This window comes from Achromobacter sp. UBA4530 (genome assembly GCF_002388205.1).
GTDB lineage: Bacteria > Pseudomonadota > Gammaproteobacteria > Burkholderiales > Burkholderiaceae_B > Achromobacter > Achromobacter animicus.
This window is the reverse complement of sequence record NZ_DGMA01000008.1, coordinates 416,016-440,749: the sequence shown is the minus strand read 5'-3', so window position 1 is coordinate 440,749 and position 24,734 is coordinate 416,016. Positions and strand designations below refer to the sequence as shown.

Genomic DNA, 24,734 nt, shown 5'->3' with positions numbered 1-24,734 from the left:
TTGCATTATTCTTGTTCGCTAATAAGGAACTTCGGTTCCGTTAAATGGAACAAGCATGAGTATTCTTGACGGCGTTCAACGCGTGCTGTCGCTGTACGCAGAGGGCGCGGCCGAACTGAGCTTTACCGAGGTCGCCGCTCGGCTGGCCATGCCCAAAAGCACGGCTTCGCGTCTGCTGAACCAGATGCAGAACTACGGCATGCTCGATCAGGACGCCGCCACGCGCCGCTATCGGCCTGGCGCGCTGCTCGCGCAGGCCGTGCGTGCCGGTATGGCCGCCACGCCGCTGGACGAGGCCTGCCGCGCCGTCCTGGCCCGGCTGTCGGACGACAGCGGACTCACGGCGTATCTGTCCACGCTGAATCAGCGCGAGACCGTCGTGCTGCAACGGCTGAATGGCTCGCACCCCGTGCAGGTGCTGTCGCCGCCCGGATCGCGCCGCGCCGCGTCGGGCACGGCGATGGGCCGGGCGCTGCTGTCGCGCCTGACCGACACCGAATTCCAGGCCCTGTATGGCGCCGATCCCGCCCAGTCGCTGCCGATGGAAGGACGAGACTGTCCGGCCACCGTCGGCGACCTGGCCGCGTTGGTGGCGCAGACGCGCGCGGACCACTGCGGCGTGGCGATCGACCAGGCTATGCCGGGCATCGGCGCCGTCGCGGCGGCCGTGCGCGACCCCGCCACCGGCGAACTGCGCGGGCTCTGCCTGTCGTTTGTCTCGTTCCAGGCTGATGCGGCGCGCGTGGCGGTGCTGCGCGAATCCGTGCTGCAGCACGTCGGTGCGCTTGGGCGCGAGCTCAACGATCCCTACTGGCTGAACTGACCTACTGAATGCCTTGTGGCGGCCTCGCCGCCGCATCCAGAACCATCACCTATCGGACTTCATTCATGAACCTTCTGCTCCTCAGCAATTCCAGCAGCGACGCCGGCTATCTGGTGCACGCCATGGCCGACATCCGCGAACTGATCGAATACCTGCCGCAAGGCGCGCCGGCCGTGTTCGTGCCGTTCGCGGGGGTCACGCGCAACTGGGACGACTACACGGCGCTGGTCACGTCGGCATTGGCCGACACGGGCCTGGCCATCCAGGGCCTGCACACCGCGCAGGATCCGGTCGCGGCGCTGGAAGGCGCATCCGTCATCATCGTGGGCGGCGGCAACACGTTCAACCTGCTGGGCGAATTGCGCCGCCAGGGCCTGCTCGACGTCGTGGCGCGCCGCGTGCGCGAGGGCGCGGCCTACCTGGGCTGGAGCGCGGGCTCCAACCTGACGTGCCCCACCATCTGCACGACGAACGACATGCCCATCACCGACCCTAAAGGCTTCGACGCGCTGGGGCTGGTGTCCTTCCAGATCAATCCGCATTACACCAACGCGCATCCTCCCGGCCACCGCGGCGAAACGCGCGCCCAGCGCCTCGCCGAGTTCTGCACGCTGAATCCGGCCATGCCGGTGCTGGGCCTGCCCGAAGGCGCAGGCCTGCGCGTGCGCGGCGCCAAGATCGCGCTGGTTGGCCCGCACGACGCGCCGCTCTTCCTGGGCCGCGAAGAACCGCGCATGTTCCGTCCCGGCCCGGTGGAGATCCCGGCATGAAGCAGGTGATCGACGCCATCGAATTGCTGTCGTCCGCGCACGTCACGGGCGAATCCGTGGCGCAGGTGCTACGCGACGCGGGCAATTGCGAAGTCGAGGTCACGCCTCTTGCGCGTGACGGCTTGGCCACGGATTTCCTGTCCATTGTCATTCCCGGCCTGGATGATTCGGCCCCGCAACTGGGCATCGTCGGCCGGCTGGGCGGCATCGGTGCGCGCCCCGAGGTGACGGGCCTGGTGTCCGACAGCGACGGTGCGGTCGTGGCGATTGCCGCCGCGCTCAAGCTGATGGCGATGGCGAAGCAGGGCGACGTGCTGCCCGGCACGGTCCGCATCCGCACCCACATCTGCCCGCGCGCCGGCACGCGCCCGCATCATCCGGTGCCGATGATGCGCTCGCCGTTCCCCATGCGCGAGATGATGTCGCACGAAGTGGATCCGCGCATGGACGCGATCCTGTCGGTGGACACGACGCGCGGCAACCGCCTGGTCAACAAGCGCGGCGTGGCGCTCACGCCGGTCGCCAAGCAGGGCTACCTGCTGCGCATTCCCGAGACCATGCTCGACGTCATGGGTTGGGTCAGCGGTGAACTGCCGGTGACGCTGCCCTTGACCACGCAGGACATCACACCCTACGAAAACGGGTTGTGGCACGTGAACTCCCTGATGCAGCCGGCCATCGTCACGGACGCGCCGGTCGTCGGCGTGGCCTTGACGGCGCAGACCACCGTGCCGGGTTGCGCCACGGGCGTCACCAATGCCGTGGATGCCGACGTCGCCATGCGCTTTTGCATCGAGATCGCCAAGCTCTACGGGCAGGGCGCCATGACCTTCTTCGACGACGCCGAGTGGGGCGCGCTGCAGGCCCGCTACGGTTCGATGGCGCACCTGCAGACCGTCGGCCGCGAAGACGGAGCCGTGCAATGAGCGCCCGCACACCGCGCCGCGTCGCGTTCTTCACCATCGGTCAATCGCCGCGTAGCGACGTGGTGTCGGAGATGGCGCCTGTGCTCGGCGCCCATGTGCGCATCGACGAGTTCGGCGCGCTCGACGGCCTGGACGCGGATGCTATGGCCGCGCTGGCGCCGCGACCGCGCGAATACCGCTTTGCGACGCGCATGCGCGACGGTTCCCAGATCGAACTGGACGCAGCCGCCGCCGAGGCGCGCTTGGCCGACGTGATGCGCCAGGCGGACGGCCAGGGCTACGACATCCTGGTCCCGCTGTGCACCGGCACGGCCATCGCGCCGATGCGCACCCTGGTGGTCGAGCCGCAGCAGGTCGTGGATCACCTGGTTGCGGGCCTGGCGCAGCATTGCCGCAAGGTCGGGCTGGTGGTTCCGCTGGAAGCGCAGGTCGACGCTTTTCACATGGCCGTGCCGCTGGAATGCGAAACGCAGGTCGTGCACGCCTCGCCTTACGAAGCCGACGTGCTGCAGGCCGCCCGCAATTTCGAGGCCGCCGGCCGTGAGCTGGCGTCGTGCGATCTGATCGTCATGCACTGCATGGGCTACGCGCAGTCCATGCGCCAGGCCGTGGCGCAGGCATCGGGCCGCCCCGTGCTGTTGTCCAACCGCCTGGTCGCGCAGGCCCTGGCACAAATACTGGAATAACGCCGCCGGACGCAATCCCGAAGTTCCGGCCGCACAGGTTCGCGCGGCCGGTCCGGGCGAGCGGCGAGAGGAGACGAAGCCGACTTCGTCAATCAATCGTTGGGAGTTTTTTTATGATCAGCCGTACCTTGCACCGCGCCGCTGGCGCTCTGTTCGCCGTCGCCGCGCTGTCGGCCACTTCGGCGTATGCCGCCGACGCCTGGAAGCCCGCCAAACCCGTGCGCCTGCTCGTGGGCTTCGCGCCGGGCGGTTCGGCCGATACGCTGGCCCGCCTGCTGGCTGAGCCGCTGTCGGCCCGCCTGGGCCAACCGGTCGTCGTCGAGAACCTGGCCGGCGCCGGCGGCAACATCATGGCGTACCGCCTGAGCCAGGCGCCCGCCGACGGCTACACCATCGGTATCGCCGCGGCCGGTTCGATGGCCATCACCCATGTCCTGAATCCCAAGGGCACGAACTACAAGCCCGCCGACTTCACGCCCATCACGCTGGCCGCGGTGCAGCCCAATGTGGTCATCGTGAACAAGGACGTGCCGGCCAACAACCTGGCCGAACTGAAGGAATATTTCCAGAAGACGCCGACGGCTACGTACGGCACCGCGGGGGTCGGCATCTCCAACCACCTGATCGCCGAGACCATGCTGTACAAGCTGGGCGTCAAGGTGCCGCACGCCGCCTACCGCGGCGCCGCGCCCGTGATCACCGATTTGCTCGGCGGCCACATCGCCATGACGATGGACAACATTTCGACCGCTGCACCGTTGGCGTCGCAAGGCAAGGTCAAGGCAATTGCGGTAGCGTCGATCAAGCGCGCCGCGCAATTGCCCAACGTGCCGACGCTGGACGAGCAAGGCCTGAAGGGCTTTGACATGCCGACGTGGCAAGGCGTGTTCGCGCCCGCCGGTCTGCCCGCCGACGTGCTGGCCGCCTATTACGCCGCACTGCAGGACGTGCTGAAGCAACCCGCGCTGATCGAGAAGATGGCCGGCCTGGGTTCGGAGCCCGTCACCGGCATGACGCCCGAGAAGTTCAGCGAGTTTCTTGAAAACGACCGCAAGCAATGGGCGGAGATCGTCAAGGCCGCGAACATCAGCCTGGAGCAGTAAGGCGCCGCAAGCGGCTTGAACCGCTGCAAAGCAAAACGCCAGACCCGAGAGGGCCTGGCGTTTTTTTTGGAGCGTCGGAGAAGAGGCGGCGGCTCGTCGGAGCATGACGCGCGGCTGGCCGGCGATTATCGGATCCTGCCTAGGCTCATCGGAGCTTGCGCAAGCCAATCGGCGCTTACGCAGGCTCGGCGCGGCGTAGCGCGGCAATGCGCCGCCGCGTCAGGCCGGCATGCGCGCCGCGATCTCCGCGATGAGACGGCGCGCGGCATCCAGCTTGTTGCCGGCGGGCAGCGGGTGTGTGCCTTGCGCGTCGAACAGCACCAGTTCGGTGGTGTCGGCGTCCATGACCTTGTGCGCCAGATTGCCGACCAGCAGCGGGATGCCTTTGCGCGTGCGCTTGGCTTCGGCGTGCTCGGCCAGCTTTTCCGTTTCGGCGGCAAAGCCCACGCACCAGGGACCATTTTCGAGCTTGGCCACTTCGGCCAGGATGTCCGGATTGGGTTCGAATTCCATCAGCGGCGCGCCGCCGCCTTCGCTGGTTTTCTTCAGCTTCTGCGTGCTGACGTTCTTGACCCGCCAGTCGGCTACAGCGGCCACGGCGATGAAGATGTCGGCATCGCCCACACTGGCCATCACGGCGTCGTGCATCTGGCGCGCGGTGGTGACGGGCAGGGCGGTTACGCCGCGCGGGATGGGCAGGAATGTGGCGCCGGTGATGAGGGTGACGCGGGCGCCGGCCTCGCGGGCGGCGCGAGCCAGTGCATAGCCCGTCTTGCCGGAAGACCGGTTGCTCAGCACACGCACCGGGTCCACGGGTTCAGAGGTGGGGCCTGCGGTCAGCAGCACGTGGCGGCCGGCCAAGAGCTTGGGCTGGAAGAAGGCGATCAGGTCGGTCAGGATCTCATGGGCTTCGAGCATCCGGCCGTCGCCGGTTTCGCCGCAGGCCTGTTCGCCCGCCGAAGGTCCCAGCACGGTGACGCCGTCGCCGCGGAGGGTTTCGACGTTGCGCTGCGTGGCCGGGTTGGCCCACATCTCGCGGTTCATGGCGGGCGCCACCAGCAGCGGACAGGCGCGGGCCACGCACAGCGTGGACAACAGGTCGTCGGCCATGCCGTGTGCCACCTTGGCCATGAAGTCGGCGCTGGCGGGCGCGATCAACACGGCGTCCGCGCCGCGCGTCAGGTCGATGTGCGCCATGTTGTTGGGCACGCGCGCGTCCCAGGCGTCCACGAACACGGGTCGGCCCGACAGTGCCTGCATGGTGACCGGCGTGATGAAGTGCGTGGCCGCCTCGGTCATCACCACATCCACCGTGGCGCCTTGTTCGGTCATGCGCCGCACCAGCTCGGCGATTTTGTAGCAGGCGATGCCCCCGGTCAGACCGAGGACGATGCGTTTGCGGGCGAGATCGAGCATGAGGACGGGACGGCGGGTTAACGCCGCGTAATCGTGGAAGTGAGAGGGATTTTATTCTGCATTGCCGCAATGCGCCGTTCGTCATGCATTAGAGGGGGCATCAAACCGGACGAAAGCCGCGGAAGGCGCAGCATGGGGTAGGCCTGACGAAAGCAGAAAGGGGCGCAAAGAGGGCTGCTGAATGGGGGTGCAAACAGGCGCTTCGAAAAGGCGTTGCAAAGAGGCACTGCAAAAAGGCGGCGCAAAAAGGGGGGGCGTTGCCCCCCTGTCGCGTCACGCTTGAGGCTTGCGGGCACGAAGCAGTTCGTCCAGCACCAGCAGCACGGCGCCGCAGGTGATACCGACGTCCGCAATGTTGAAAGCGGGGAACTGCCAGTCGTTCCAGTAGAAGAGCAGAAAGTCCACCACGTGGCCATACACCACGCGGTCGATGACGTTGCCGATGGCGCCGCCCAGGATGAGCGTGAGCGCCAGGCTGAAACGCGGTTGGCCGTGCGTGCGGCGCAGCATCCATATGATGACCACTGCCGCCACGCAGCCCAGCCCCGTGAACAACCAACGCTGCCAGCCTTCTTCGGACGCCAGGAAGCTGAAGGCGGCGCCGCGGTTGAACACCAGCGTGAAGTCGAAGAAGGGCAGGATGTTGACGCGCTCGCCGTACTGGAATGACGTGTTGAAGTAGACCTTCGTCAACTGGTCCAGCACGATGATCAGCAACGCCAGCGCCAGCCACCCACCCACGCGCGCGGGCGCGGCGCGGGCGGGGGCGGTGCCCGTCACTCCGGGTTCGGCGGGGCGGGCCATGTTCAAGCCTTGTCGCGGGCTTCGCCCGAGCCGAACAGGTTGGACACGCAGCGGCCGCAGATCTCGGGATGATCGGCGTCCTGGCCGACGTCAAGACGCCAGTGCCAGCAACGTTCGCACTTCTTGTGGGCCGACGGCGTGACCTCGATGCGGGTGTCGCCTTCGCCCGCGTGCACCGCGGCGCGCGAGACGATCAGGACGAAGCGCAGGTCATCGCCCAGGCTGGCCAGCAGTTGCTGGTCTTCGCCGTTTGCGTACAGGTCGACTTCGGCCTGCAGCGACGAACCGATATCGCCCGCCGTACGCACTTCTTCCAGCTTGCGCTGGACCTCGGCGCGGATGGCGCGCAGGCGCGTCCACTTGGCGGTCAGGGCATCGGCGTCCGCAAACGGCGGCAGCACGTGATAGACCTCGGTGAAGATCGTGGCGCGGGCGGCGTCGGCCTGGTTCTTCAGGGCGGACGCAACCAGTTCCTTCCAGGCCTCTTCCGCCGTGAACGACAGGATGGGTGCCATCAGCTTGAGCAGCGTCTGCGTGATGTCCAGCAGGGCCGTCTGCGCCGAGCGGCGGGCGCGGCTGTCGGGGGCCGACGTGTAGAGGCGATCTTTCAGGATGTCCAGGTAGAACGCACCCAGGTCTTCCGAGCAGAACGTCTGCAAACGCGAGACGGCCGGATGGAAATCGTAGCGTTCGTAGTTGGCCTGCACTTCCGACTGCATCTGTGCCGTCATGGCCAGCGCGTAGCGGTCGATCTCGAAGAGTTCGCCGTAAGGCACCGATTGCGACACGGCGTCGAAGTCGGCCAGGTTGGCCAACAGGAAGCGCAGGGTGTTGCGGATGCGGCGATAGCCTTCCACCACACGCTTGAGGATTTCGTCGGAGATCGACAGCTCGCCCGAGTAGTCGGTGGAGGCCACCCACAGGCGCAGGATTTCCGCACCCAGGGAATCGGAGACCTTCTGCGGGGCAATCACGTTGCCAACCGACTTGCTCATCTTGCGGCCCTGGCCGTCCACCACGAAGCCGTGCGTCAGCAGGGCCTTGTAGGGCGGCTGGCCGTACAGCATGCAGCCGGTCAGGAGCGACGAATGGAACCAGCCGCGATGCTGGTCCGAGCCTTCCAGGTAGAGGTCGGCGGGCCAGGCGAGTTCAGCGCCATGCGAACCGGCGAATTCGCCGTCCTTGCCGCCCAGCACCGTGGCGTGCGTGCTGCCCGAGTCGAACCATACGTCCAACGTGTCGCGGTTCTTTTCGTACTGGTCGGCTTCGTCGCCGAGAAGCTCGCGGGGATCGAGCGCCTGCCAGGCCTCGATGCCGCCCTGTTCGACGCGCTGCGCCACCTGTTCCAGCAATTCGGACGTGCGCGGATGCAGTTCGCCGGTTTCCTTGTGCACGAAGAACGCCATCGGGACGCCCCACTGGCGCTGGCGCGACAGGGTCCAGTCCGGACGGTTGGCGATCATGGCATGCAGACGGGCGCGGCCCCACGCGGGGTAAAACGCCGTGGCGTCGATGCCGGCCAGCGCCGATTCGCGCAGGGTCGGGCTGCCGTCCTTGGGCGCGACATCCATGCCCGCGAACCATTGGCTGGTTGCGCGGTAGATGATCGGCGTCTTGTGGCGCCAGCAGTGCATATAGCTGTGCTTGTGCTTTTCGACGTGCATCAGCGCGCCGGCTTCCTTGAGCGCTTCGACGATCTTGGGGTTTGCGTCCCAGATCGACAGGCCGCCAAAAAGCGCCAGGCTGTCCACGTACTTGCCGTCGCCCATCACCGGGCTGATGAAGTCGGTGTCCTTCATGCCGTGCTCCTTGCACGACACAAAGTCTTCGATACCGTAAGCCGGCGCCGAGTGCACCACGCCGGTGCCGGAGTCTGCCGTGACGTAGTCGCCCAGGTACACGGGCGCCTTGCGATCGTAGGCGGCGTTGAACTGCGCCAGCGGATGGCGGAACTCGATGCCTGACAGGGCCTCGCCGGGCGCCGTGGCGATGACTTCGCCTTCGAGGTCCCAGGATTTCAGGCAGGCTTCGACGCGTTCCTTGGCGATGAGCAGCAGGGGACCGAACTTGGGCGTGGCAGCCGAAGTGACCCGCACCAGCGCGTATTCGATTTCGGGATGGACGTTCAGCGCCTGGTTGGACGGAATGGTCCAGGGCGTCGTCGTCCAGATCACGATGGCGCCGTCGTCCACCGAATCCAGGCCGAAGGCTTGGGCCAGCCGCTTGTGGTCGGCGAACGGGAACGCGACGTCGACGGCGGGATCCACGCGATCCGCGTATTCGACTTCAGCCTCGGCCAGCGCCGAGCCACAGTCAAAACACCAGTTCACCGGCTTCAGGCCACGGAACACGTAGCCCTTGTCCAGGATGCGGCCCAGCGCACGGATCTCGTCGGCCTCGTTGCTGTAGTTCATCGTCATGTACGGACGATCCCACTCGCCCAGCACGCCCAGGCGCTTGAAGTCCTTGCGCTGGCGATCGATCTGTTCGAGGGCGTAGGCGCGGGCCTTGGATTGCACTTCCGCCACGGGCAGGTGCTTTCCGTACTTCTTTTCGATCTGGATCTCGATGGGCATGCCGTGGCAGTCCCAGCCCGGCACGTAGTGCGCGTCATAGCCGGCCATGTTGCGGCTCTTGACGATGATGTCCTTCAGGATCTTGTTGACCGCGTGGCCGATGTGGATGTCGCCGTTCGCATAGGGCGGGCCGTCATGCAGCACGAAGCGCGGCCGGCCGCGGCTGGCCGCACGGATCGCCTGGTAGACGTGGTTTTCCTCCCATTGCGCAATCCAGGCGGGCTCGCGCTTGGCGAGGTCGCCCCGCATGGGGAAGGGGGTATCGGGCAGGTTGAGGGTCTTTTTATAGTCCATGAACGGCAAAATAGGCGCGCGCGTTTCGCGCGTCTTCGGCGATGGCGGCAGTCAGGGAAGGGAGATCAGGAAATTTTTCTTCGTCCCGCAGCTTTTGCAGGAATTCAACGCGTACGAGTTTACCGTAAGCGTTGACGGACTCGTCGAGCAGGTGTGACTCAAGCAGCACTCTGCCGCGGTCCTCGACCGTCGGGCGCACGCCCAGGCTCGCCACCGCCGGCAGCGCGCGGTCGGCCAGCCCATGAACCTGCACGACGTAGATGCCCGACCGCGCGGCGCATCGTTCGGCCACACGCAGGTTCATGGTGGGATAGCCGAGCGTACGGCCGAGCTTCTGGCCGTGGATCACGTGCCCGCTGATATGGAACGGATGGCCCAGCAGATGGCGCGCGCGTTCCAGGTCGCCCACGGCCAGCGCGGTGCGCACCTCGGAACTGGAAATGCGGTGACCTTGACGGTCGGTCACGTCCGCCAGCGTCTGGACCTCGAAGCCATGCACCATGCCGGCTTCGCGCAGCAGGTCGATATCGCCGCTGCGCTTGTGCCCGAAGCGAAAGTCCTCGCCCACGAGCAGCCATTTGGTCTGCAGCCCCTGCACCAGAAGGTGCTCAATGAAGGCGTTGGCCGACATTTCAGCCAGCCGGGCATTGAACCGCTCGACCACGACCTGCGATATGCCGTAGCGCGCCAGCGCGGCCAGCTTGTCGCGCAGCCCCGAAATGCGGGTCGGCGCCAGTTCCGGACGCTGGTTGAGGGTGGCGAAATACTCCCGCGGGTGGGGCTCGAACGTCATCACGGCCGGCGTCAGCCCGCGTTCGCGGGCCACCTGGCAGACGCGGGCAAGCATGGCCTGGTGCCCGCGATGGACGCCGTCGAAATTGCCGATTGTCAGCGCGCAAGGGGCGCGCCGTTCGGGCGGGGGCAGGGATCGGTAGATGCGCAGCGATGGTTTCACGAGCGAGAGTTTACAATTTTGGATTACGGGTTTGTTCGTATCCCGCCCGCAGGGGGTGCTCAGCCGCCTTTGCGGGCACGGCGTGCGCAGGGCGCGCGCCTGATTTCGGGACTGGAACCGCCCGTTTTCCCTTGGAATTGTTCATCTTGCCGGAAACTTCTTCTATCAAGCGCCGCCTCGTCATCCTGATCTCGGGGCGGGGCAGCAACATGCAGGCGCTGGCCGAGGCCTGCCGCGACGAACACTGGCCGGCGGAAATCGCCGCCGTGATCGCCAGCCGTCCCGACGCCGGTGGCCTCGAATGGGCCGCCGCGCAGGGCATTCCCACAGCGGCCCTGTATCACAAGGACTACGCCAGCCGCGAAGCCTTCGATACCGCGCTGGCCGCCGAAATCGATCGCTATGCGCCCGACTACGTCATCCTGGCCGGGTTCATGCGCGTGCTGACGCCCGGCTTCGTCAATCATTACGCCGGCCGTCTGGTCAACATCCACCCCTCGCTGCTGCCCGCATTCCCCGGCCTGCACACCCATGCGCAGGCGCTGGCCACCGGCGTGCGCGTGCATGGCTGCACGGTGCATTTCGTCACCCCGGTGCTGGACCACGGGCCCATCATCGCCCAGGGCTGCGTGCCGGTCCTGGCGGGCGACACGCCTGACTTGCTGGCCGAGCGCGTGCTGGCCGTTGAGCACCAGGCCTTTCCGGCTGCCGTTCGCTGGCTTGCCGAAGGCCGGGTTACCCTGACAAACGATCACCGCGTGGCCGTCCAGGGCGACCCCGTGCGCCTTTTTTCCTGGTCGCCGGCCGCTTGAACGGCCCTGAAAAGCATTTTTCGGGCGGAACGCTTCCGCCCTATTGGAATACACCATGACTAAACCCCAATCCCCGCGTTCCCGCCCGGCCGGCTCCTTCGGCGCCGCCTCGGAAGGCCGCGACGGCCGGTCTTTTTTCTCGCGTCCCAAGGGCGACGCCCGCAAACCGGCGCCGCGTGACCGGGCCGAATCCGGCGACCGCGCGCGCGACGAGCGCACGAGCGATCGCGGCGGCTACGGCCAGGACCGCGGCGAGGGCCGGGGCCGCCCCGACTCCCGCTCGTCGTTTGGCGGACAGCGCAATGAAGGGCGCGGCAGCGAACGCGGTTCGTACAGCCAGGACCGCCGCGAAGGACAGGGGCGCCCGGATTCGCGTTCGTCGTTTGGCGGTCAGCGTGGCGAAGGGCGTGGTTCCCATGGACAGGATCGCGGCGAAGGCCGAGGCAGCGAGCGCGGTTCGTACAGCCAGGACCGCCGTGAAGGTCAGGGACGCCCGGACTCCCGCTCGTCGTTTGGCGGCCAGCGTGGGGAAGGCCGGGGCTCCTTTGGTCAGGATCGCGGCGAAGGCCGTGGCGGCGAACGCGGGTCGTACAGCCAGGATCGCCGTGGAGGTCAGGGGCGCCCGGACTCGCGCTCGTCGTTCGGTGGCCAGCGCGGCGAAGGTCGCGGCTCCTTCGGCCAGGATCGCGGCGAAAGCCGTGGCGGCGAACGCGGTTCGTACAGCCAGGACCGCCGTGAAGGTCAGGGACGCGCGGACTCGCGCTCGTCGTTCGGCGGCCAGCGCGGCGAAGATCGTGGCTCCTTCGGCCAGGATCGTGGCGAAGGCCGTGGCGGTGATCGCGGGTCGTACGGCCAGGATCGTCGTGAAGGTAAGGGGCGCCCGGACTCGCGCTCGTCGTTCGGCGGCCAGCGAGGCGAAGGTCGCGGCTCCTATGGACAAGATCGCGGCGGTGCCCGTGGCGGCGAACGCGGTTCGTATGGACAGGATCGCAGCGAAAGCCGAGGCGGTGAACGCAATCCGTACGGCCAGGACCGTCGCGAAGAGCACGGACGTTCGGATGCCCGCTCCTCCTTCGGCGGCCAGCGCGGCGAGTCGCGCGGCGGCGAGCGCGATCACGCCCCGCAAAAGCCCCAGTCCAATCGACCCCGCCTGTCGCACGCGGCCATCCGGATCGATCAGGTGCAGCGCGTGCTGGGCGAAATCCTGCAATGGACCTATCCGGCCGACGCCGCGCTCTCGCACTGGCTGCGCCATCACCCGAACCTGGGCGCGCGCGACCGTTCCGAAGTCGCCGAGGCCGTCTATGACGTGCTACGCCACCTGCGCCGCTACCGCCAGTACGGCGAAAGCGGTGTCGGCCCCGCGTCGCGCCGTCTTGCCATCCTGGGCCTGAACGCGACCCTGGGCGCCGAGTTCCTGCAGGAGGGGATGGATGCCGCCGAGGCAGAGTGGCTGCAACGGGTCACGCGAATCGACGTCGCGACCTTGCCCCGTGCCGTGCGCGGCAGCATTCCCGATTGGCTGGACGAGCGCCTGAGCGCCATGGAAAGCCCGGAGACGCTGGTGGAAGCCCTGAACCGCCAGGCCAGCCTGGACCTGCGCGTGAACCCGCTCAAGGCCGAGCGCGACGCCATGCTGGCGGAACTGCAACAAGGCGCGGGCCGGTATGAGCCCACGGCCATGCCTTTTTCGCCCTGGGGCATTCGCATGGAAGGCCGGCCCGCCATCAACCGGTGGCCCCAATTCGAAAATGGCAGCATCGAGGTCCAGGACGAAGGCAGCCAGCTGCTGGCCCTGCTGGTCGCCCCACGCCGTGGTGAAATGATCATCGATTTCTGCGCAGGCGCCGGCGGCAAGACGCTGCTGCTGGGTGCGCTGATGCGGTCGACCGGCCGGCTGTACGCCTTCGACGTCTCGGCGGCCCGCCTGGCGCGCGCCAAGCCGCGCTTCGCCCGTAGCGGCCTCTCGAATGTGGTCCCGGTGGTGATCGACAACGAGAACGACGCCCGTGTGAAGCGCCTGGCCGGCAAGGCCCAACGCGTGCTCGTCGACGCGCCCTGCAGCGGCATCGGCACCCTGCGCCGCAATCCGGACCTGAAGTGGCGCCAGCACCCCGAGGCGCTGGCGGAGCTGGGCCAGCTACAGGAACGCATCCTGAACAGCGCCGCCCGCTGTGTCGCGCCCGGCGGCCGCCTGGTCTATGCCACGTGCAGCCTGCTGGCCGAGGAAAACGAAGTCCAGGCTGACCGCTTCCTGGCCAGCCATCCGGACTTCGAACGCGTGGATGCCGCCGAAATCCTGGGCGCCCGTTGCGAGTCCCTGAAACTGGAAGGCCCGTACGTGCAACTGCGTCCGGATCTGCACGGCACCGACGGCTTCTTTGCCGCTGTGTTCGAACGCAAGAAGAAGGGCGCCGGGACGGATGCCGCCGAGGCGGCTGATGCCAACCTCGCCGACGAGGACGACCGGATCGACGCGGCCGATGGCGCTGAGGCCGAAGCCCAAGCGGGCGCCGACGCTCAGACCGATACTGCCGAGGAAACGGCCGTCGAGGAAGCCGAAGTAAAAGCTTCCGACGTCAAAGAAACGGAAACCGCGGTCAAGGACCCGGCGTAACGCCCACCGTTGCGCTGTAGCGGCGGGTTCCGATGGTCTTGTTCTGGTACTTCACTTCCCAGGACAGGGTATCGGAACCCGGCTGGTCGGCTTGGTACACAATCTGCGCCACCGGCACCGATTTGTACGCGCAGCGCCCGGAATTATTGGACTGCCCGCGCGTCTGCTGGATGCTGGCCTTGCCCAGCGTCGGCATCTGGGTGATGGACACGCGCGGCGCCCGCAGCGCCAGGCAGTCCGACCCGCGGATCTCATAGTAAGAAGCCAGGACGGCGACGTCCCCAGACTTCAGCGTTTGCGCTGAAGCCGGGGCGGATATCGCCACACCGAGCGCGGCCAAAACAGTTAAAAAACGGTGACGCATTGTGGTGGGCGACATTCGTGGGAGAAAGGAGACAGTGTGCGGGCGGAACGGGGTGCAGTGTGCCCCGGGATCGTGGCGCCTTCAAGACTGCGGGTTTGCCTGACTGGAACTTTAAACGCCAAATGGTGCCAAAACCCGGTGCGACTGCGAATTTCAGGCCGTCCCCCTCTGGGCAAAGCCGCCGCAACCGCACAAGTAAAGCCTCTGCGCGCGCTCAAACCGCTCGCAGGGCGGCTTTTTGGCTCAAAACCGCGCCTTAGTCCTTGATTTCTCTCAATAACTATTTTGAAACTAGATTGTCATCAGACGGCTAAGGTACGCTAAACTTTCAGCCACCTTCTCATGCGAGGCTCATAACAGCTTTATGGATTACATCCTCTCCTTCATTGCCGGCGGCCTGACCCAAGCGACTTGGTGGCAGATCGTCGTTTTCACTTTGGTCGTGACGCACATCACGATTGTTGCGGTCACGGTTTTTCTCCATCGCAGCCAAGCGCACCGCGGTCTGGATCTCCATCCGGCTGTCATGCACTTCTTCCGCTTCTGGCTCTGGATGACGACCGGTATGGTCACCAAGGAATGGGTGGCTATTCACCGCAAGCATCACGCCAAATGCGAAAAGGAAGGTGACCCGCACTCGCCCATGCTGTTCGGCATCTGGAAGGTTCTGTTCCGCGGCGCCGAGCTGTACCGCGAAGAATCGAACAACAAGGAAACCATGGCCAAGTTCGGCCACGGCACGCCTGACGACTGGCTCGAGCGCAACGTCTACAGCAAGCACAGCCTGTGGGGCGTGCTGACCATGCTCGCCATCGACGTCGCCCTGTTCGGCGCGATCGGCGTCACGGTCTGGGCTGTCCAGATGGCCTGGATTCCCTTCTGGGCCGCCGGCGTCGTCAACGGCATCGGCCACTTCTGGGGCTACCGCAACTACAACAGCCCGGACACCAGCACCAACGTGTTCCCGTGGGGCATCGTGATCGGCGGCGAAGAGCTGCACAACAACCACCACGCCCACGGCACGTCGGCCAAGTTTTCGGCCAAGTGGTACGAGTTCGACATCGGCTGGTGCTACATCAACATCCTGAAGTTCTTTGGCCTGGCCAAGATCAAGAAGGTTGCGCCCAAGCTCAAGCTGGACGACTCCCGCACGGGCATCGACCTGCGCACGCTGCAAGGCGTGATCACGCACCGCTACGAAGTCATGGCCCGCTATGCGGACGTGATCAAGAGCGCCGCCCGTGAAGAACTCGCCAAGCTGAAGGCTTCGCGCCAGGAAGGCAACGCCGAATGCGGCTACACCAAGCTGCACAGCGTGCGTCGCGCCATCCATCGCAACGAAGATATCCTGCAGCCCGAGCAACTGGCTGCCGTGGACAAGGCCATCGCCCAGAACAAGTCGCTGTCGACGCTGGTGCAGATGCGCCGCGAACTCGGCCGCATCTGGGAAAGCTCCAGCGCCAGCAGCGAACAGCTTCTTCACGACCTGCAGGCCTGGTGCCAGCGCGCCCAGCAAAGCGGCATCGCTGGGCTTGAGCAATTCGCTCAACATCTGCGCCGCTATGCGGCATGATGCTAGAGAAGCTAAATCCTGAACAACGCGCCGCAGTAACGTTAGAACCGCAGCACGCCCTGGTCTTGGCCGGGGCGGGCAGCGGGAAGACGCGGGTGCTCACCACCCGCATGGCCTGGCTGATTCAAACCGGCCAGGCTTCGCCTTTTGGGCTGCTGGCGGTCACGTTCACCAACAAGGCCGCCCGCGAGATGCTGGCGCGGATGTCGGCGATCCTGCCGATCGATACGCGCGGCCTGTGGATCGGCACGTTCCACGGCTTGTGCAACCGCATGCTGCGGGCGCATCATCGCGACGCCGGCCTGCCTCAGAGTTTTCAGATCCTCGACGTCACGGACCAGCTTGCGGCCATCAAGCGCCTCATGAAGGCCAACGGCGTCGACGACGAAAAGTACCCGCCCCGCGACGTGCAGCGCTTCATCAACGGCGCCAAGGAAGAGGGGCTGCGTCCGCCGGACGTCGAAGCCTATGACGCCCATCGCCGCCGCCTGATCGAGATCTACCAGCTTTACGAAGCCCAGTGCCAGCGTGAAGGCGTGGTCGACTTCGCCGAATTGCTGCTGCGCGCCTACGAGCTGCTGTCGCGCAACGCGCCCGTGCGCGAACACTATCAACGCCGTTTCCGGCACATCCTGGTCGACGAGTTCCAGGACACCAACACGCTGCAGTACAAGTGGCTGCGCCTGTTGGCTGGCGGCGGCGCGGCCATTTTTGCCGTGGGCGACGACGACCAGTCCATCTACGCGTTCCGCGGCGCGAACGTCGGCAACATGGCCGACTTCGAGCGCGACTACGCGCATGGCACCGTCATCCGCCTGGAGCAGAACTACCGGTCCTACGGTCACATCCTGGATTCGGCCAACGCGCTCATCGGTCACAACTCGGGCCGCCTGGGCAAGAATCTCTGGACCGACCAGGGCGAAGGCGAGCCGGTGCGCGTCATCGAACAGCCGTCCGATGGCATGGAAGCGCAGTGGATCGTGGACGAAATCCGTTCGCTCATCCACGAAGGCAGCGACCGCCGCGAAATCGCCGTGCTGTATCGCAGCAACGCGCAGTCGCGCGTCATCGAACACGCCATCTTTTCCGCCGGCATTCCGTACAAGGTCTACGGCGGCCTGCGCTTCTTCGAACGCCAGGAAATCAAGCACGCGCTCGCCTACCTGCGCCTGATGGCCAATCCGCACGACGACACCTCGTGGATGCGGGTGGTCAACTTCCCGACGCGCGGCATCGGGGCGCGCACGCTCGAGCAATTGGCCGACGCCGCCCGGCAGCATGACACCAGCCTGTATGGCGCGGTGGCGCTGGTCGGCGGCAAGGGCGGTTCGAATCTGGCGCAGTTTGCGCAACTGATTCATCGCCTGATCGAAGAAACGCGCGAGCTGCCGCTGCCCGAAATGGTCGAGCACATGCTCGAAGCCAGTGGCCTGAATGCGCACTACAAGGCCGAGCGCGAAGGCGCCGAGCGGCTGGAGAACCTGAACGAACTGATCACGGCCGCGGCCGTGTTCGCGTCCGAGGAAAACTACGACGGCATGCCCGCCGGCGTGGTGCCCGACCACGACACGTCGTCGACGCTCATGCCGGGCGTGGTGGACGCGCCGGCGGTAGCGGGCGACAACCTGACGCCGCTGGCCGCGTTCCTGTCGCATGCGGCGCTTGAGGCCGGAGACAACCAGGCCCAGCAAGGCCAGGACGCCGTCCAGCTCATGACGGTGCATGCCGCCAAAGGCCTGGAGTTCGACGCCGTGTTCATCACCGGTCTGGAGGAAGGGCTGTTTCCGCACGAGAACAGCATTCTCGAGCCCGCCGGCCTGGAAGAAGAACGCCGCCTGATGTACGTGGCGATCACCCGCGCGCGTCAGCGCCTGTACATCAGCCTGGCGCAAAGCCGGATGCTGCATGGCCAGACGCGCTATGCGATGCGCTCGCGCTTCCTGGACGAAATTCCCGAGCAGCATCTGAAGTGGCTGACGCCCAAGGCTGGACTGGCGCCGATCAGCGCCACGGGCGCGGGCTGGGGTGGCGGCAACCGGGGCGATGCCTTCGGCCGCAAGCCAACCAACACCATTGCGCCGCGTCAACCCCGTGGCGTCGCAACCGGCGTCACGGTGGGCGACAAGCAGTATCGTGTGGGGCAGGGCGTCCGTCACGCGCGTTTCGGCGACGGCACCATCATCGGTCTGAGCGGCGCGGGTCAGGACGCACAGGCGGAAATCCACTTCCGCGACGTAGGCGCCAAAACGTTGGCGCTGGGCATCGCCAAGCTCGACATTGTTCAGGGTTGACTACATATGGCTACCAACGATTCCCCCAAAGCCGAGCTGGCGGCCCTGCGCGCCGAAGTCGACGAGATCGATCAACAGATCATGTTGCTGCTTGGCGTGCGATTCCGTTGCACCGACATGATCGGCGAACTCAAGACCAACCACGGCATGGACCTGGTCGATCCCAAGCGCGAAGCCCAGCAGGTCGAACGCATCCGCCGTTTGGCGCTGGAAGCGGGCGTTCCGCCCGATCTGGCTGAAACCATCCTGCGCGAAGTCATCGACACGGTAATCGACAACCATACCCGCTTGCGAGAGCGTCCGTACTCGTAACCGCAGGCGCGCGCCAGCGCTTCCAACGCAAGCGCGCAGCACGCTCAAACCCAAAGAAATCGGCCCCGGATTGGGGCCGATTTCATTTGGATCAGGCTTCGCTCTGGTCTATCTCTTCCAGCGAGCCTTGCAGCTCAAGCCACTGCTCTTCCAGTTCCCCCATCCGCTTGCCGTGCTCGCCATGTTCCGCCATGACCTTCTGGCGTTCGGTGCGACGCGCGTCGGAATACAGGTCCGGATCGGCGATCACCGCATCCAGGGCGGCCAATTTGCCGCGCAGCTTTTCCATCTCGGTTTCGACCTTGGCCAGCTTGGACTCCAGCGGCTTGCGCAGTGCAGACAGGCGTTGCCGCTGTTCGGCCTCGGCGCGACGTTGCGCCTTGCGATCCACGACAGGCTCGCCGCTGCTTTCAGCGTTTTCACGCGCCTCGGCCCGCTCGTCCGCGTTGCGCGCGGCCAGCCAGTCGCGGTAGTCCTCAAGGTCGCCGTCGAACTCGCGCACCGCACCGTCCGCCACGATCCAGAAGCTGTCCACCGTAGTCCGCAACAGATGCCGGTCGTGCGACACCAGCAGCATGCTGCCGCCGAAGTCCGCCAGCGCGGTGGCGAGGGCCTCGCGCGTCTCCACGTCCAAGTGGTTGCTGGGTTCGTCCAGCAGCAGCAGGTTGGGCTTTTGCCAGACGATCAGCGACAGCGCCAGCCGCGCCTTTTCGCCGCCCGACATCGGGCCGACCTTGCTGGTGACCGTATCGCCCGAAAACCCGAACCCGCCAAGATAATTGCGCAGCTCCTGCTCGCGCGCCTCGGGCGCCAGGCGGGCCAGGTGCGCGATCGGCGTGCTGTCCACGTCCAGCATGTCCAGCTGGTGCTGGTGGAAATACCCGATAGCCAGGCCACGCGAGGCGCGGCGCTCGCCCGCCTGCACGGGGATCTCTTCGGCCAGGGTCTTGATCAGCGTGCTCTTGCCGGCCCCATTGGCGCCCAACACGCCCACGCGGCTGCCGGCGCGCACCATCAGCGTCACGTCGCGCAGGATGGGCACCGCGTTGCCTTCGGCGTCCGTGTAGCCCGCGGACAGGTGTTCCAGCGTCATCAGCGGATCGGGCACCTGTTCGGGTGACGGAATGCGGATGTCGATGCCCGCTTCGGCCTGCAGCGGCGCCAGCACCTGCATGCGCGCCAGCGCCTTCACGCGGCTCTGCGCCTGCTTGGCCTTGGAGGCCTTGGCCTTGAAGCGGTCGATGAAGCCTTGCAGCCGGGCCGTCTCGCGCGTCTGGCGCTCATAGGCAATGTTGGATTGACGCAGGCGCTCGGCGCGTTGCGTCAGGAAGTCGCCATAACCGCCGCGATAACGCGTCAGCTTGGCATGGTCGAAATGCAGAATGGACCGCGCGACGGCATCCAGGAATTCGGTGTCATGGGAGATCAGCATGACGGTGCCTTCGTAGGCGCCGAGCCACTTCTCCAGCCACAACATGGCGTCCAGGTCCAAGTGGTTGGTGGGCTCGTCCAGCAGCAGCAATTCGGACGGAGCCATCAGCGCGCGGGCCAGCGCTAGACGCATGCGCCAGCCGCCGGAAAAGCTCTCGACGGGCTGCGTCCATTCGGCAGGCTTGAAGCCCAGGCCGGCCAGCAGTTGCTCGGCGCGCGAGGCGGCGCTCCATGCGCCGGCTTCCACCAGCGCGGCTTCCACTTCCGCGATCTGCGTGCCCTGGTCGTCGGACAGCGTCGCGCGCTGCGCCTGCAACGCGCGCAGGTGCGTGTCGCCGTCGATGACGAACTCGCGGGCAGGGCGGTCGTCGGCGTGAAGTTCCTGCTCCACGCTGGCGATGCGCCAGCCGGCGGGAAGCGACAAGGTGCCGGCGTCCAGGTCCAGCGCGCCGGTCAGCAGCGCGAACAGCGAGGACTTGCCTGCGCCGTTCTTGCCTACGATGCCGACCCGTTCACCGGGGTTTACAACGAATTCGGCGCCGTCCAGCAGCACTTTCGTGCCGCGGCGCAAAGTCAGTCCAGAGGCGCGTATCACAGGCTCAGTTGCTCGCGGGTAAGCAGCAGGAGCTGGTCCGAGGCTTCCTCGGTGTCCAGCCAGACGGGCGAAAGCTGCGGGAAGGCGGCCTCGAAGAAATCGCGCTCATGGCCGATTTCCAGCACCAGCACGCCGTTTTCCGACAGGTAGCGTGGCGCGGCGTCCAGGATGCGGCGCACGAGGTCCATGCCGTCGTCGCCGCCGGCCAGCGCCAGTTGCGGTTCGTGCAGATACTCCTGGGGCAGGGCGCGCATCGAACCGCTGTTCACGTAGGGCGGATTGCAGACGATCACGTCGTATTCGCGCGCGGGCAGGTTGTCGAAGAGATTGCTGGCGTGCAGGTCCAGTCGATCGGAAAGGCCGTAGTCGTCGACGTTGCGGCGGGCGACTTCCAGCGCGTCGGCGGAAACATCCACGGCGTCCACGTGCGCGTAGGGAAAGGCCAGCGCCGACAGGATCGCCAGGCAGCCCGAGCCGGTGCACATGTCCAGCACGTTCTCCACCGCCAGCGCATCCTGCACCCACGGCGACAGCCCCTGGTCCAGCAGCTCGGCGATCGGCGAGCGCGGCACGATGACTCGCTTGTCGACGTAGAACCGATGACCGCGAAGCCAGGCTTCGTTGGTCAGGTAGGCGGCGGGCACGCGTTCGGTCACGCGGCGGTCCAGCAGGTCTAGCACGCGCTCGCGCTCTTCGCGCACCACCCGGGCATCCAGGAACGGATCCAGCGTGTCCAGCGGCAGGTGCAGCGCGTGCAGTGTCAGGTAGACCGCCTCGTCCCAGGCATTGTCGCTGCCGTGTCCCAGCGAGACCTGGGCGCCATTCAGGCGCGACACGCCGTAGCGGATCAGGTCGCGCACGGTCTGCAGTTCTTCGCGGGAGGTTGCGTTCGTATCAGGCATTCAATTCACCGCCCCAGGGGGAAAACGGAAAAACGCCCCCGGCAGGGGGGGCTAAAAAGATCGCGCGGCGGGACTTGCATCCCGCCGGCGCGTGCATCATGCGGGCAACAGCAGGTTTTCCAGCGTGCGCCGATAGATGTTCTTGAGCGGTTCCAGCGAGGCGACCTCGATGCGCTCGTTCACCTTGTGGATCGTGGCGTTGCCGGGACCGAACTCGATGACCTGCGGGCAGATCTTGGCGATGAAGCGGCCATCCGACGTGCCGCCCGTGGTCGACAGCTCGGCGGTCACGCCGGTTTCGGCATGGATCGCCTTGACCAGTGCATCCGTCAACGATCCGCGCGGGGTCAGGAACGGCTCGCCGCCCAGTTCCCACTCCAGGTCGTATTCCAGGCCATGCTTGTCCAGCACGGCATGAACCCGCTGCTTCAGGCTTTCCGGCGTGCTGGCGGTCGAGAAGCGGAAGTTGAACAACGCCACGGCCTCGCCCGGCACCACGTTCGTGGCGCCCGTACCGGAGTTCAGATTCGACACCTGGAACGTCGTGGGCGGGAAGTATTCATTGCCCTGGTCCCATTCGATGTTCACGATGTCGGCCAGCGCGGGCGCAAGCTGGTGCACCGGGTTGCGCGCCAGATGCGGGTAGGCCACGTGGCCCTGGATGCCCTTGACCGTGAGCTTGCCCGACAACGAGCCGCGGCGGCCGTTCTTGCAGGTGTCGCCCAGCACGTCGCCCGACGTGGGCTCGCCGACGATGCAGTAATCCAGCTGCTCGCCGCGCGCTTTCAAAGCGTCGCAGACGATGGCGGTGCCATCGATGGACGGGCCTTCCTCGTCGGAGGTGATCAGCAGCGCGATCGAACCGCCATGGTCCGGATGGGCCGCCACGAACTCCTCGGCCGCCACCACAAAGGCGGCGATCGAGCTTTTCATGTCGGCCGCGCCGCGGCCATACAGCCAGCCGTCGCGTTCGGTAGGAACGAATGGATCGCTGTTCCACTTTTCGCGCGGGCCCGGGGGCACCACGTCGGTGTGGCCGGCAAAGACCGTCAGCGGGGCGGCGCTGCCGCGCCGGGCCCACAGATTGGTTACGCCGCCCTGCGCGATGGTCTCGCAGGTGAAGCCGATGCGTTCGAGCCGGGCGGCAAGCGCCGCCTGGCAGTCTTCGTCCGCAGGCGTCACCGAGGGACGGGCGATCAGGTCCTTGACCAGATCCAGTACGGCCGAATTGCTCATCAAGCCCTCAGCAGATCGTTGATGCTGGTCTTGGCGCGGGTCTGCGCATCGACACGCTTGACGATCACGGCGCAGGCCAGGCTATGCGAACCGTCAGCCGACGGCAGCGAACCGGGCACCACGACCGAGCCGGACGGCACGCGGCCGTACGTGATCTTGCCGGTGGCGCGGTCATAGATCTTGGTGCTTTGCGACAGGAACACGCCCATGGCCAGCACCGAGTTCTCTTCGACCACGACGCCTTCCACGACTTCGGAGCGCGCGCCGATGAAGCAGTTGTCTTCGATGATGGTGGGGTTGGCCTGCAGGGGCTCGAGCACGCCGCCGATGCCGACGCCGCCCGACAGGTGGACGTTCTTGCCGATCTGGGCGCACGAACCGACGGTGGCCCACGTGTCGACCATGGTGCCTTCGTCAACGTAGGCGCCGATGTTCACGTACGAGGGCATCAGCACCACGTTGCGACCAATGAACGAGCCGCGGCGGGCGACGGCCGGCGGCACCACGCGGTAGCCGCCTTGCTTGAACGCGTTGTCGCCGAACTCCGAAAACTTGAGCGGCACCTTGTCGTAGAACTGCAGGGGCGCCTGGCCCATGATGGCGTTCTCGTTCAGACGGAACGACAGCAGCACGGCCTTCTTGATCCACTGGTGCACGACCCAGTCGTCATTGATCTTCTCGGCCACGCGCAGGCGGCCCAGATCCAGACCGTCGATGGTGTGCTCGACGGCTTCGCGCACTTCGGCGCTGGCGTCGACGGGCGACAGGTTGGTCCGGTTTTCCCAGGCTTGTTCAATGGTGGTCTGCAGGTCGAGAGTCATATCGGCTCAGCTTTTAAAGGTTGGTCAAACAGAGGTATGTACAAAATGGGCGATGCGCTCGGCCGCCTGCACGCAGTCGGCCAAAGGCGCCACCAGGGCGATGCGGATGCGTCCCTGGCCCGGATTGAAGCCATGGGCCTCGCGTGCCAGGAAACTGCCCGGCAGCACGGTAACACCGGTGCGGCCATAGAGGTCGCGCACGAACGCCGTATCCGAACCGGGCGTTGCCGCCCACAGATAAAACGAAGCTTGCGGCCGTGACACATCCAGCACCTTCTGCAGGATGGGCACGACCGCATCGAATTTTTCGCGGTACTGGCGCCGGTTTTCCTTTACGTGGGTCTCGTCCGTCCACGCGGCAATACTGGCCGCGGACACGATCGGGCTCATCGCACTGCCATGATACGTGCGATACAGCAGAAAACGGCCGATCAGCGCGGCATCGCCGGCCACGAACCCGGAGCGCAGGCCCGGCACGTTGGAGCGCTTGGACAGGCTGGAAAACGCCACCAGATTGCGGTAGTCGTCCCGGCCCAGGCGGCGCGCCGCCTGCAAACCGCCCAGCGGGGGATCGCCTTCGTCCAGGTAGATCTCGGAATAGCACTCGTCCGACGCAATCACGAAGCCGTAGCGGTCGGACAATTCGAACAGGGTTTTCCATTCTTCCAGCGACATCACGTTGCCCGCGGGATTGCCCGGCGAACACACGAACACCAGGCGCGTCTTCTTCCAGATGTCGTCCGGCACCTGGTTCCAGTCGCTGCCGAAATTGCGCACCGGATCGGCGTTGACGAAGTAGGGCGTGGCGCCCGCCAGCAGCGTGGCGCCTTCGTAGATCTGATAGAACGGATTGGGGCAGATCACCACCGAACCCGCCGACGGATCGATCACGGTCTGGGTGAATGCAAACAGCGCCTCGCGCGATCCCAGGGCCGGCAGCACCTGCGTGTCGGCATCAGGCGCCGGAATGCTGTAGCGGCGCGCCAGCCATTCGGAAATCGCGCGGCGCAATGCCGGATCGCCCTTCGTGGAGGGGTAGACCGACAGCCCGGCCATGCTGTCGCGGATGGCTTGCGCGACGCGCTCCGGCGCGGCGTGTTTGGGCTCGCCGATCGACAGGTTGATGGGCGCAATACCGTCCGGTTGCGAGCTGGCGGAGGCTAGCAAAGCCCGCAGTTTTTCGAACGGGTAGGGGTGTAGGGCATCGAGGCGCGGATTCATGACGCAAGATTTTAACAAGCAAGCTACAATAGCGGGCTTGGCCTATTGCGAAGGTGGCGAAATTGGTAGACGCACCAGGTTTAGGTCCTGACGCCGTAACAGGTGTAGGGGTTCGAGTCCCCTCCTTCGCACCACCAAATCCCCCCATGATTTCAATGATTTAGGTTTTTAACCTGTCATTTCCAAAATCATTGGGCCGGTCAGGC

21 protein-coding genes and 1 tRNA gene are annotated in these 24,734 nt (G+C 66.0%); 11 read left to right on the top strand and 11 right to left on the bottom strand.

Features of this window, described 5'->3' with window-relative positions:
* The first annotated feature begins 55 nt into the window (after positions 1 to 55).
* The 5 genes from B2W22_RS08850 to B2W22_RS08830 all read left to right on the top strand — a co-directional run bounded on the left by B2W22_RS08850 (position 56) and on the right by B2W22_RS08830 (position 4,308).
* Positions 56 to 823 (top strand): IclR family transcriptional regulator, encoded by a 768-nt coding sequence (locus B2W22_RS08850; RefSeq protein ID WP_191575594.1) that lies wholly within the window; start codon positions 56 to 58, stop codon positions 821 to 823.
* A gap of 65 nt (positions 824 to 888) precedes the next feature.
* Positions 889 to 1,593, top strand: a complete 705-nt coding sequence (gene pepE, locus B2W22_RS08845) for a dipeptidase PepE (RefSeq protein WP_286937247.1) — start codon at positions 889 to 891, stop codon at positions 1,591 to 1,593.
* Positions 1,590 to 2,519, top strand: coding sequence for a DUF1177 domain-containing protein (locus B2W22_RS08840; RefSeq protein ID WP_286937245.1), 930 nt, complete (start codon positions 1,590 to 1,592; stop codon positions 2,517 to 2,519). The genes pepE and B2W22_RS08840 overlap by 4 nt, the downstream gene beginning before the upstream one ends.
* A complete protein-coding gene (locus B2W22_RS08835; RefSeq protein WP_286937243.1) occupies positions 2,516 to 3,205 on the top strand; it encodes an AroM family protein in 690 nt (229 codons plus the stop codon). Before B2W22_RS08840 ends, B2W22_RS08835 begins: the two co-directional genes overlap by 4 nt.
* 113 nt (positions 3,206 to 3,318) lie before the next feature.
* Positions 3,319 to 4,308, top strand: coding sequence for a Bug family tripartite tricarboxylate transporter substrate binding protein (locus B2W22_RS08830; RefSeq protein ID WP_286937241.1), 990 nt, complete (start codon positions 3,319 to 3,321; stop codon positions 4,306 to 4,308).
* 219 nt (positions 4,309 to 4,527) lie between these two features.
* On the opposite strand, the gene coaBC is transcribed toward B2W22_RS08830, so the two are convergent.
* The 4 genes from coaBC to B2W22_RS08810 form a co-directional block, all read right to left on the bottom strand.
* Positions 4,528 to 5,724 (bottom strand): bifunctional phosphopantothenoylcysteine decarboxylase/phosphopantothenate--cysteine ligase CoaBC, encoded by a 1,197-nt coding sequence (gene coaBC / locus B2W22_RS08825; protein WP_175123442.1) that lies wholly within the window; start codon positions 5,722 to 5,724, stop codon positions 4,528 to 4,530.
* Between the two features lie 273 nt (positions 5,725 to 5,997).
* Positions 5,998 to 6,528 (bottom strand): signal peptidase II, encoded by a 531-nt coding sequence (gene lspA, locus B2W22_RS08820; protein ID WP_175123441.1) that lies wholly within the window; start codon positions 6,526 to 6,528, stop codon positions 5,998 to 6,000.
* 2 nt (positions 6,529 to 6,530) lie between these two features.
* Complete coding sequence (gene ileS, locus B2W22_RS08815) at positions 6,531 to 9,398, bottom strand: isoleucine--tRNA ligase (RefSeq protein ID WP_175123440.1); 2,868 nt, start codon at positions 9,396 to 9,398, stop codon at positions 6,531 to 6,533.
* Entirely contained in the window at positions 9,388 to 10,353 is a 966-nt protein-coding gene (locus B2W22_RS08810) for a bifunctional riboflavin kinase/FAD synthetase (protein WP_175123439.1), read from the bottom strand. The genes ileS and B2W22_RS08810 overlap by 11 nt, the downstream gene beginning before the upstream one ends.
* A 146-nt stretch (positions 10,354 to 10,499) precedes the next feature.
* Between B2W22_RS08810 and purN the strand changes: the two genes are divergently transcribed.
* Both purN and B2W22_RS08800 read left to right on the top strand, forming a co-directional pair.
* Complete coding sequence (gene purN / locus B2W22_RS08805; protein ID WP_239214021.1) at positions 10,500 to 11,165, top strand: phosphoribosylglycinamide formyltransferase; 666 nt, start codon at positions 10,500 to 10,502, stop codon at positions 11,163 to 11,165.
* 1,189 nt (positions 11,166 to 12,354) lie between these two features.
* Positions 12,355 to 13,782 carry an RsmB/NOP family class I SAM-dependent RNA methyltransferase gene (locus B2W22_RS08800; RefSeq protein WP_175123688.1) on the top strand — a complete coding sequence of 476 codons (1,428 nt, stop codon included), beginning with the start codon at positions 12,355 to 12,357 and terminating at the stop codon, positions 13,780 to 13,782.
* Here the strand turns inward: B2W22_RS08800 and B2W22_RS28505 are convergent.
* Entirely contained in the window at positions 13,766 to 13,993 is a 228-nt protein-coding gene (locus tag B2W22_RS28505) for a hypothetical protein (RefSeq protein ID WP_239214023.1), read from the bottom strand. The genes B2W22_RS08800 and B2W22_RS28505 overlap by 17 nt on opposite strands.
* Positions 13,994 to 14,486: 493 nt before the next feature.
* On the bottom strand, positions 14,487 to 14,663 hold the full coding sequence (locus tag B2W22_RS28500; RefSeq protein WP_370633070.1) for a hypothetical protein: 177 nt from the start codon (positions 14,661 to 14,663) through the stop codon (positions 14,487 to 14,489).
* Here B2W22_RS28500 and B2W22_RS08790 point away from each other — a divergent pair.
* From B2W22_RS08790 to B2W22_RS08780, 3 genes are read left to right on the top strand one after another with little or no spacing between them, the layout of a single operon-like run.
* The gene (locus B2W22_RS08790; protein WP_370633069.1) at positions 14,583 to 15,719 is read left to right on the top strand and encodes a DesA family fatty acid desaturase; all 1,137 of its coding nucleotides are present in this window, start codon (positions 14,583 to 14,585) and stop codon (positions 15,717 to 15,719) included. The two genes, B2W22_RS28500 and B2W22_RS08790, sit on opposite strands and share 81 nt — an antisense overlap.
* Positions 15,716 to 18,010: a UvrD-helicase domain-containing protein gene (locus B2W22_RS08785; RefSeq protein ID WP_175123435.1), complete on the top strand. Its 2,295-nt coding sequence runs from the start codon at positions 15,716 to 15,718 to the stop codon at positions 18,008 to 18,010. Before B2W22_RS08790 ends, B2W22_RS08785 begins: the two co-directional genes overlap by 4 nt.
* 6 nt (positions 18,011 to 18,016) lie before the next feature.
* Positions 18,017 to 18,322 (top strand): chorismate mutase, encoded by a 306-nt coding sequence (locus B2W22_RS08780; RefSeq protein WP_175123434.1) that lies wholly within the window; start codon positions 18,017 to 18,019, stop codon positions 18,320 to 18,322.
* Between the two features lie 91 nt (positions 18,323 to 18,413).
* Here B2W22_RS08780 and B2W22_RS08775 read toward each other — a convergent pair whose 3' ends face one another.
* The 5 genes from B2W22_RS08775 to dapC all read right to left on the bottom strand — a co-directional run bounded on the left by B2W22_RS08775 (position 18,414) and on the right by dapC (position 24,528).
* Positions 18,414 to 20,348 carry an ABC-F family ATP-binding cassette domain-containing protein gene (locus B2W22_RS08775; RefSeq protein ID WP_175123433.1) on the bottom strand — a complete coding sequence of 645 codons (1,935 nt, stop codon included), beginning with the start codon at positions 20,346 to 20,348 and terminating at the stop codon, positions 18,414 to 18,416.
* Positions 20,345 to 21,250: a 50S ribosomal protein L3 N(5)-glutamine methyltransferase gene (gene prmB, locus B2W22_RS08770; protein ID WP_175123432.1), complete on the bottom strand. Its 906-nt coding sequence runs from the start codon at positions 21,248 to 21,250 to the stop codon at positions 20,345 to 20,347. Before prmB ends, B2W22_RS08775 begins: the two co-directional genes overlap by 4 nt.
* Positions 21,251 to 21,346: 96 nt before the next feature.
* Positions 21,347 to 22,486 (bottom strand): succinyl-diaminopimelate desuccinylase, encoded by a 1,140-nt coding sequence (gene dapE / locus B2W22_RS08765; RefSeq protein WP_175123431.1) that lies wholly within the window; start codon positions 22,484 to 22,486, stop codon positions 21,347 to 21,349.
* A complete protein-coding gene (dapD, locus tag B2W22_RS08760) occupies positions 22,486 to 23,307 on the bottom strand; it encodes a 2,3,4,5-tetrahydropyridine-2,6-dicarboxylate N-succinyltransferase (protein WP_175123430.1) in 822 nt (273 codons plus the stop codon). The genes dapE and dapD overlap by 1 nt, the downstream gene beginning before the upstream one ends.
* 24 nt (positions 23,308 to 23,331) lie before the next feature.
* Complete coding sequence (gene dapC, locus B2W22_RS08755) at positions 23,332 to 24,528, bottom strand: succinyldiaminopimelate transaminase (protein ID WP_175123429.1); 1,197 nt, start codon at positions 24,526 to 24,528, stop codon at positions 23,332 to 23,334.
* 47 nt (positions 24,529 to 24,575) lie between these two features.
* On the opposite strand from dapC, the gene B2W22_RS08750 reads away from it, so the two are divergent.
* Positions 24,576 to 24,662, top strand: a tRNA-Leu gene (locus tag B2W22_RS08750).
* Positions 24,663 to 24,734: the final 72 nt, after the last annotated feature.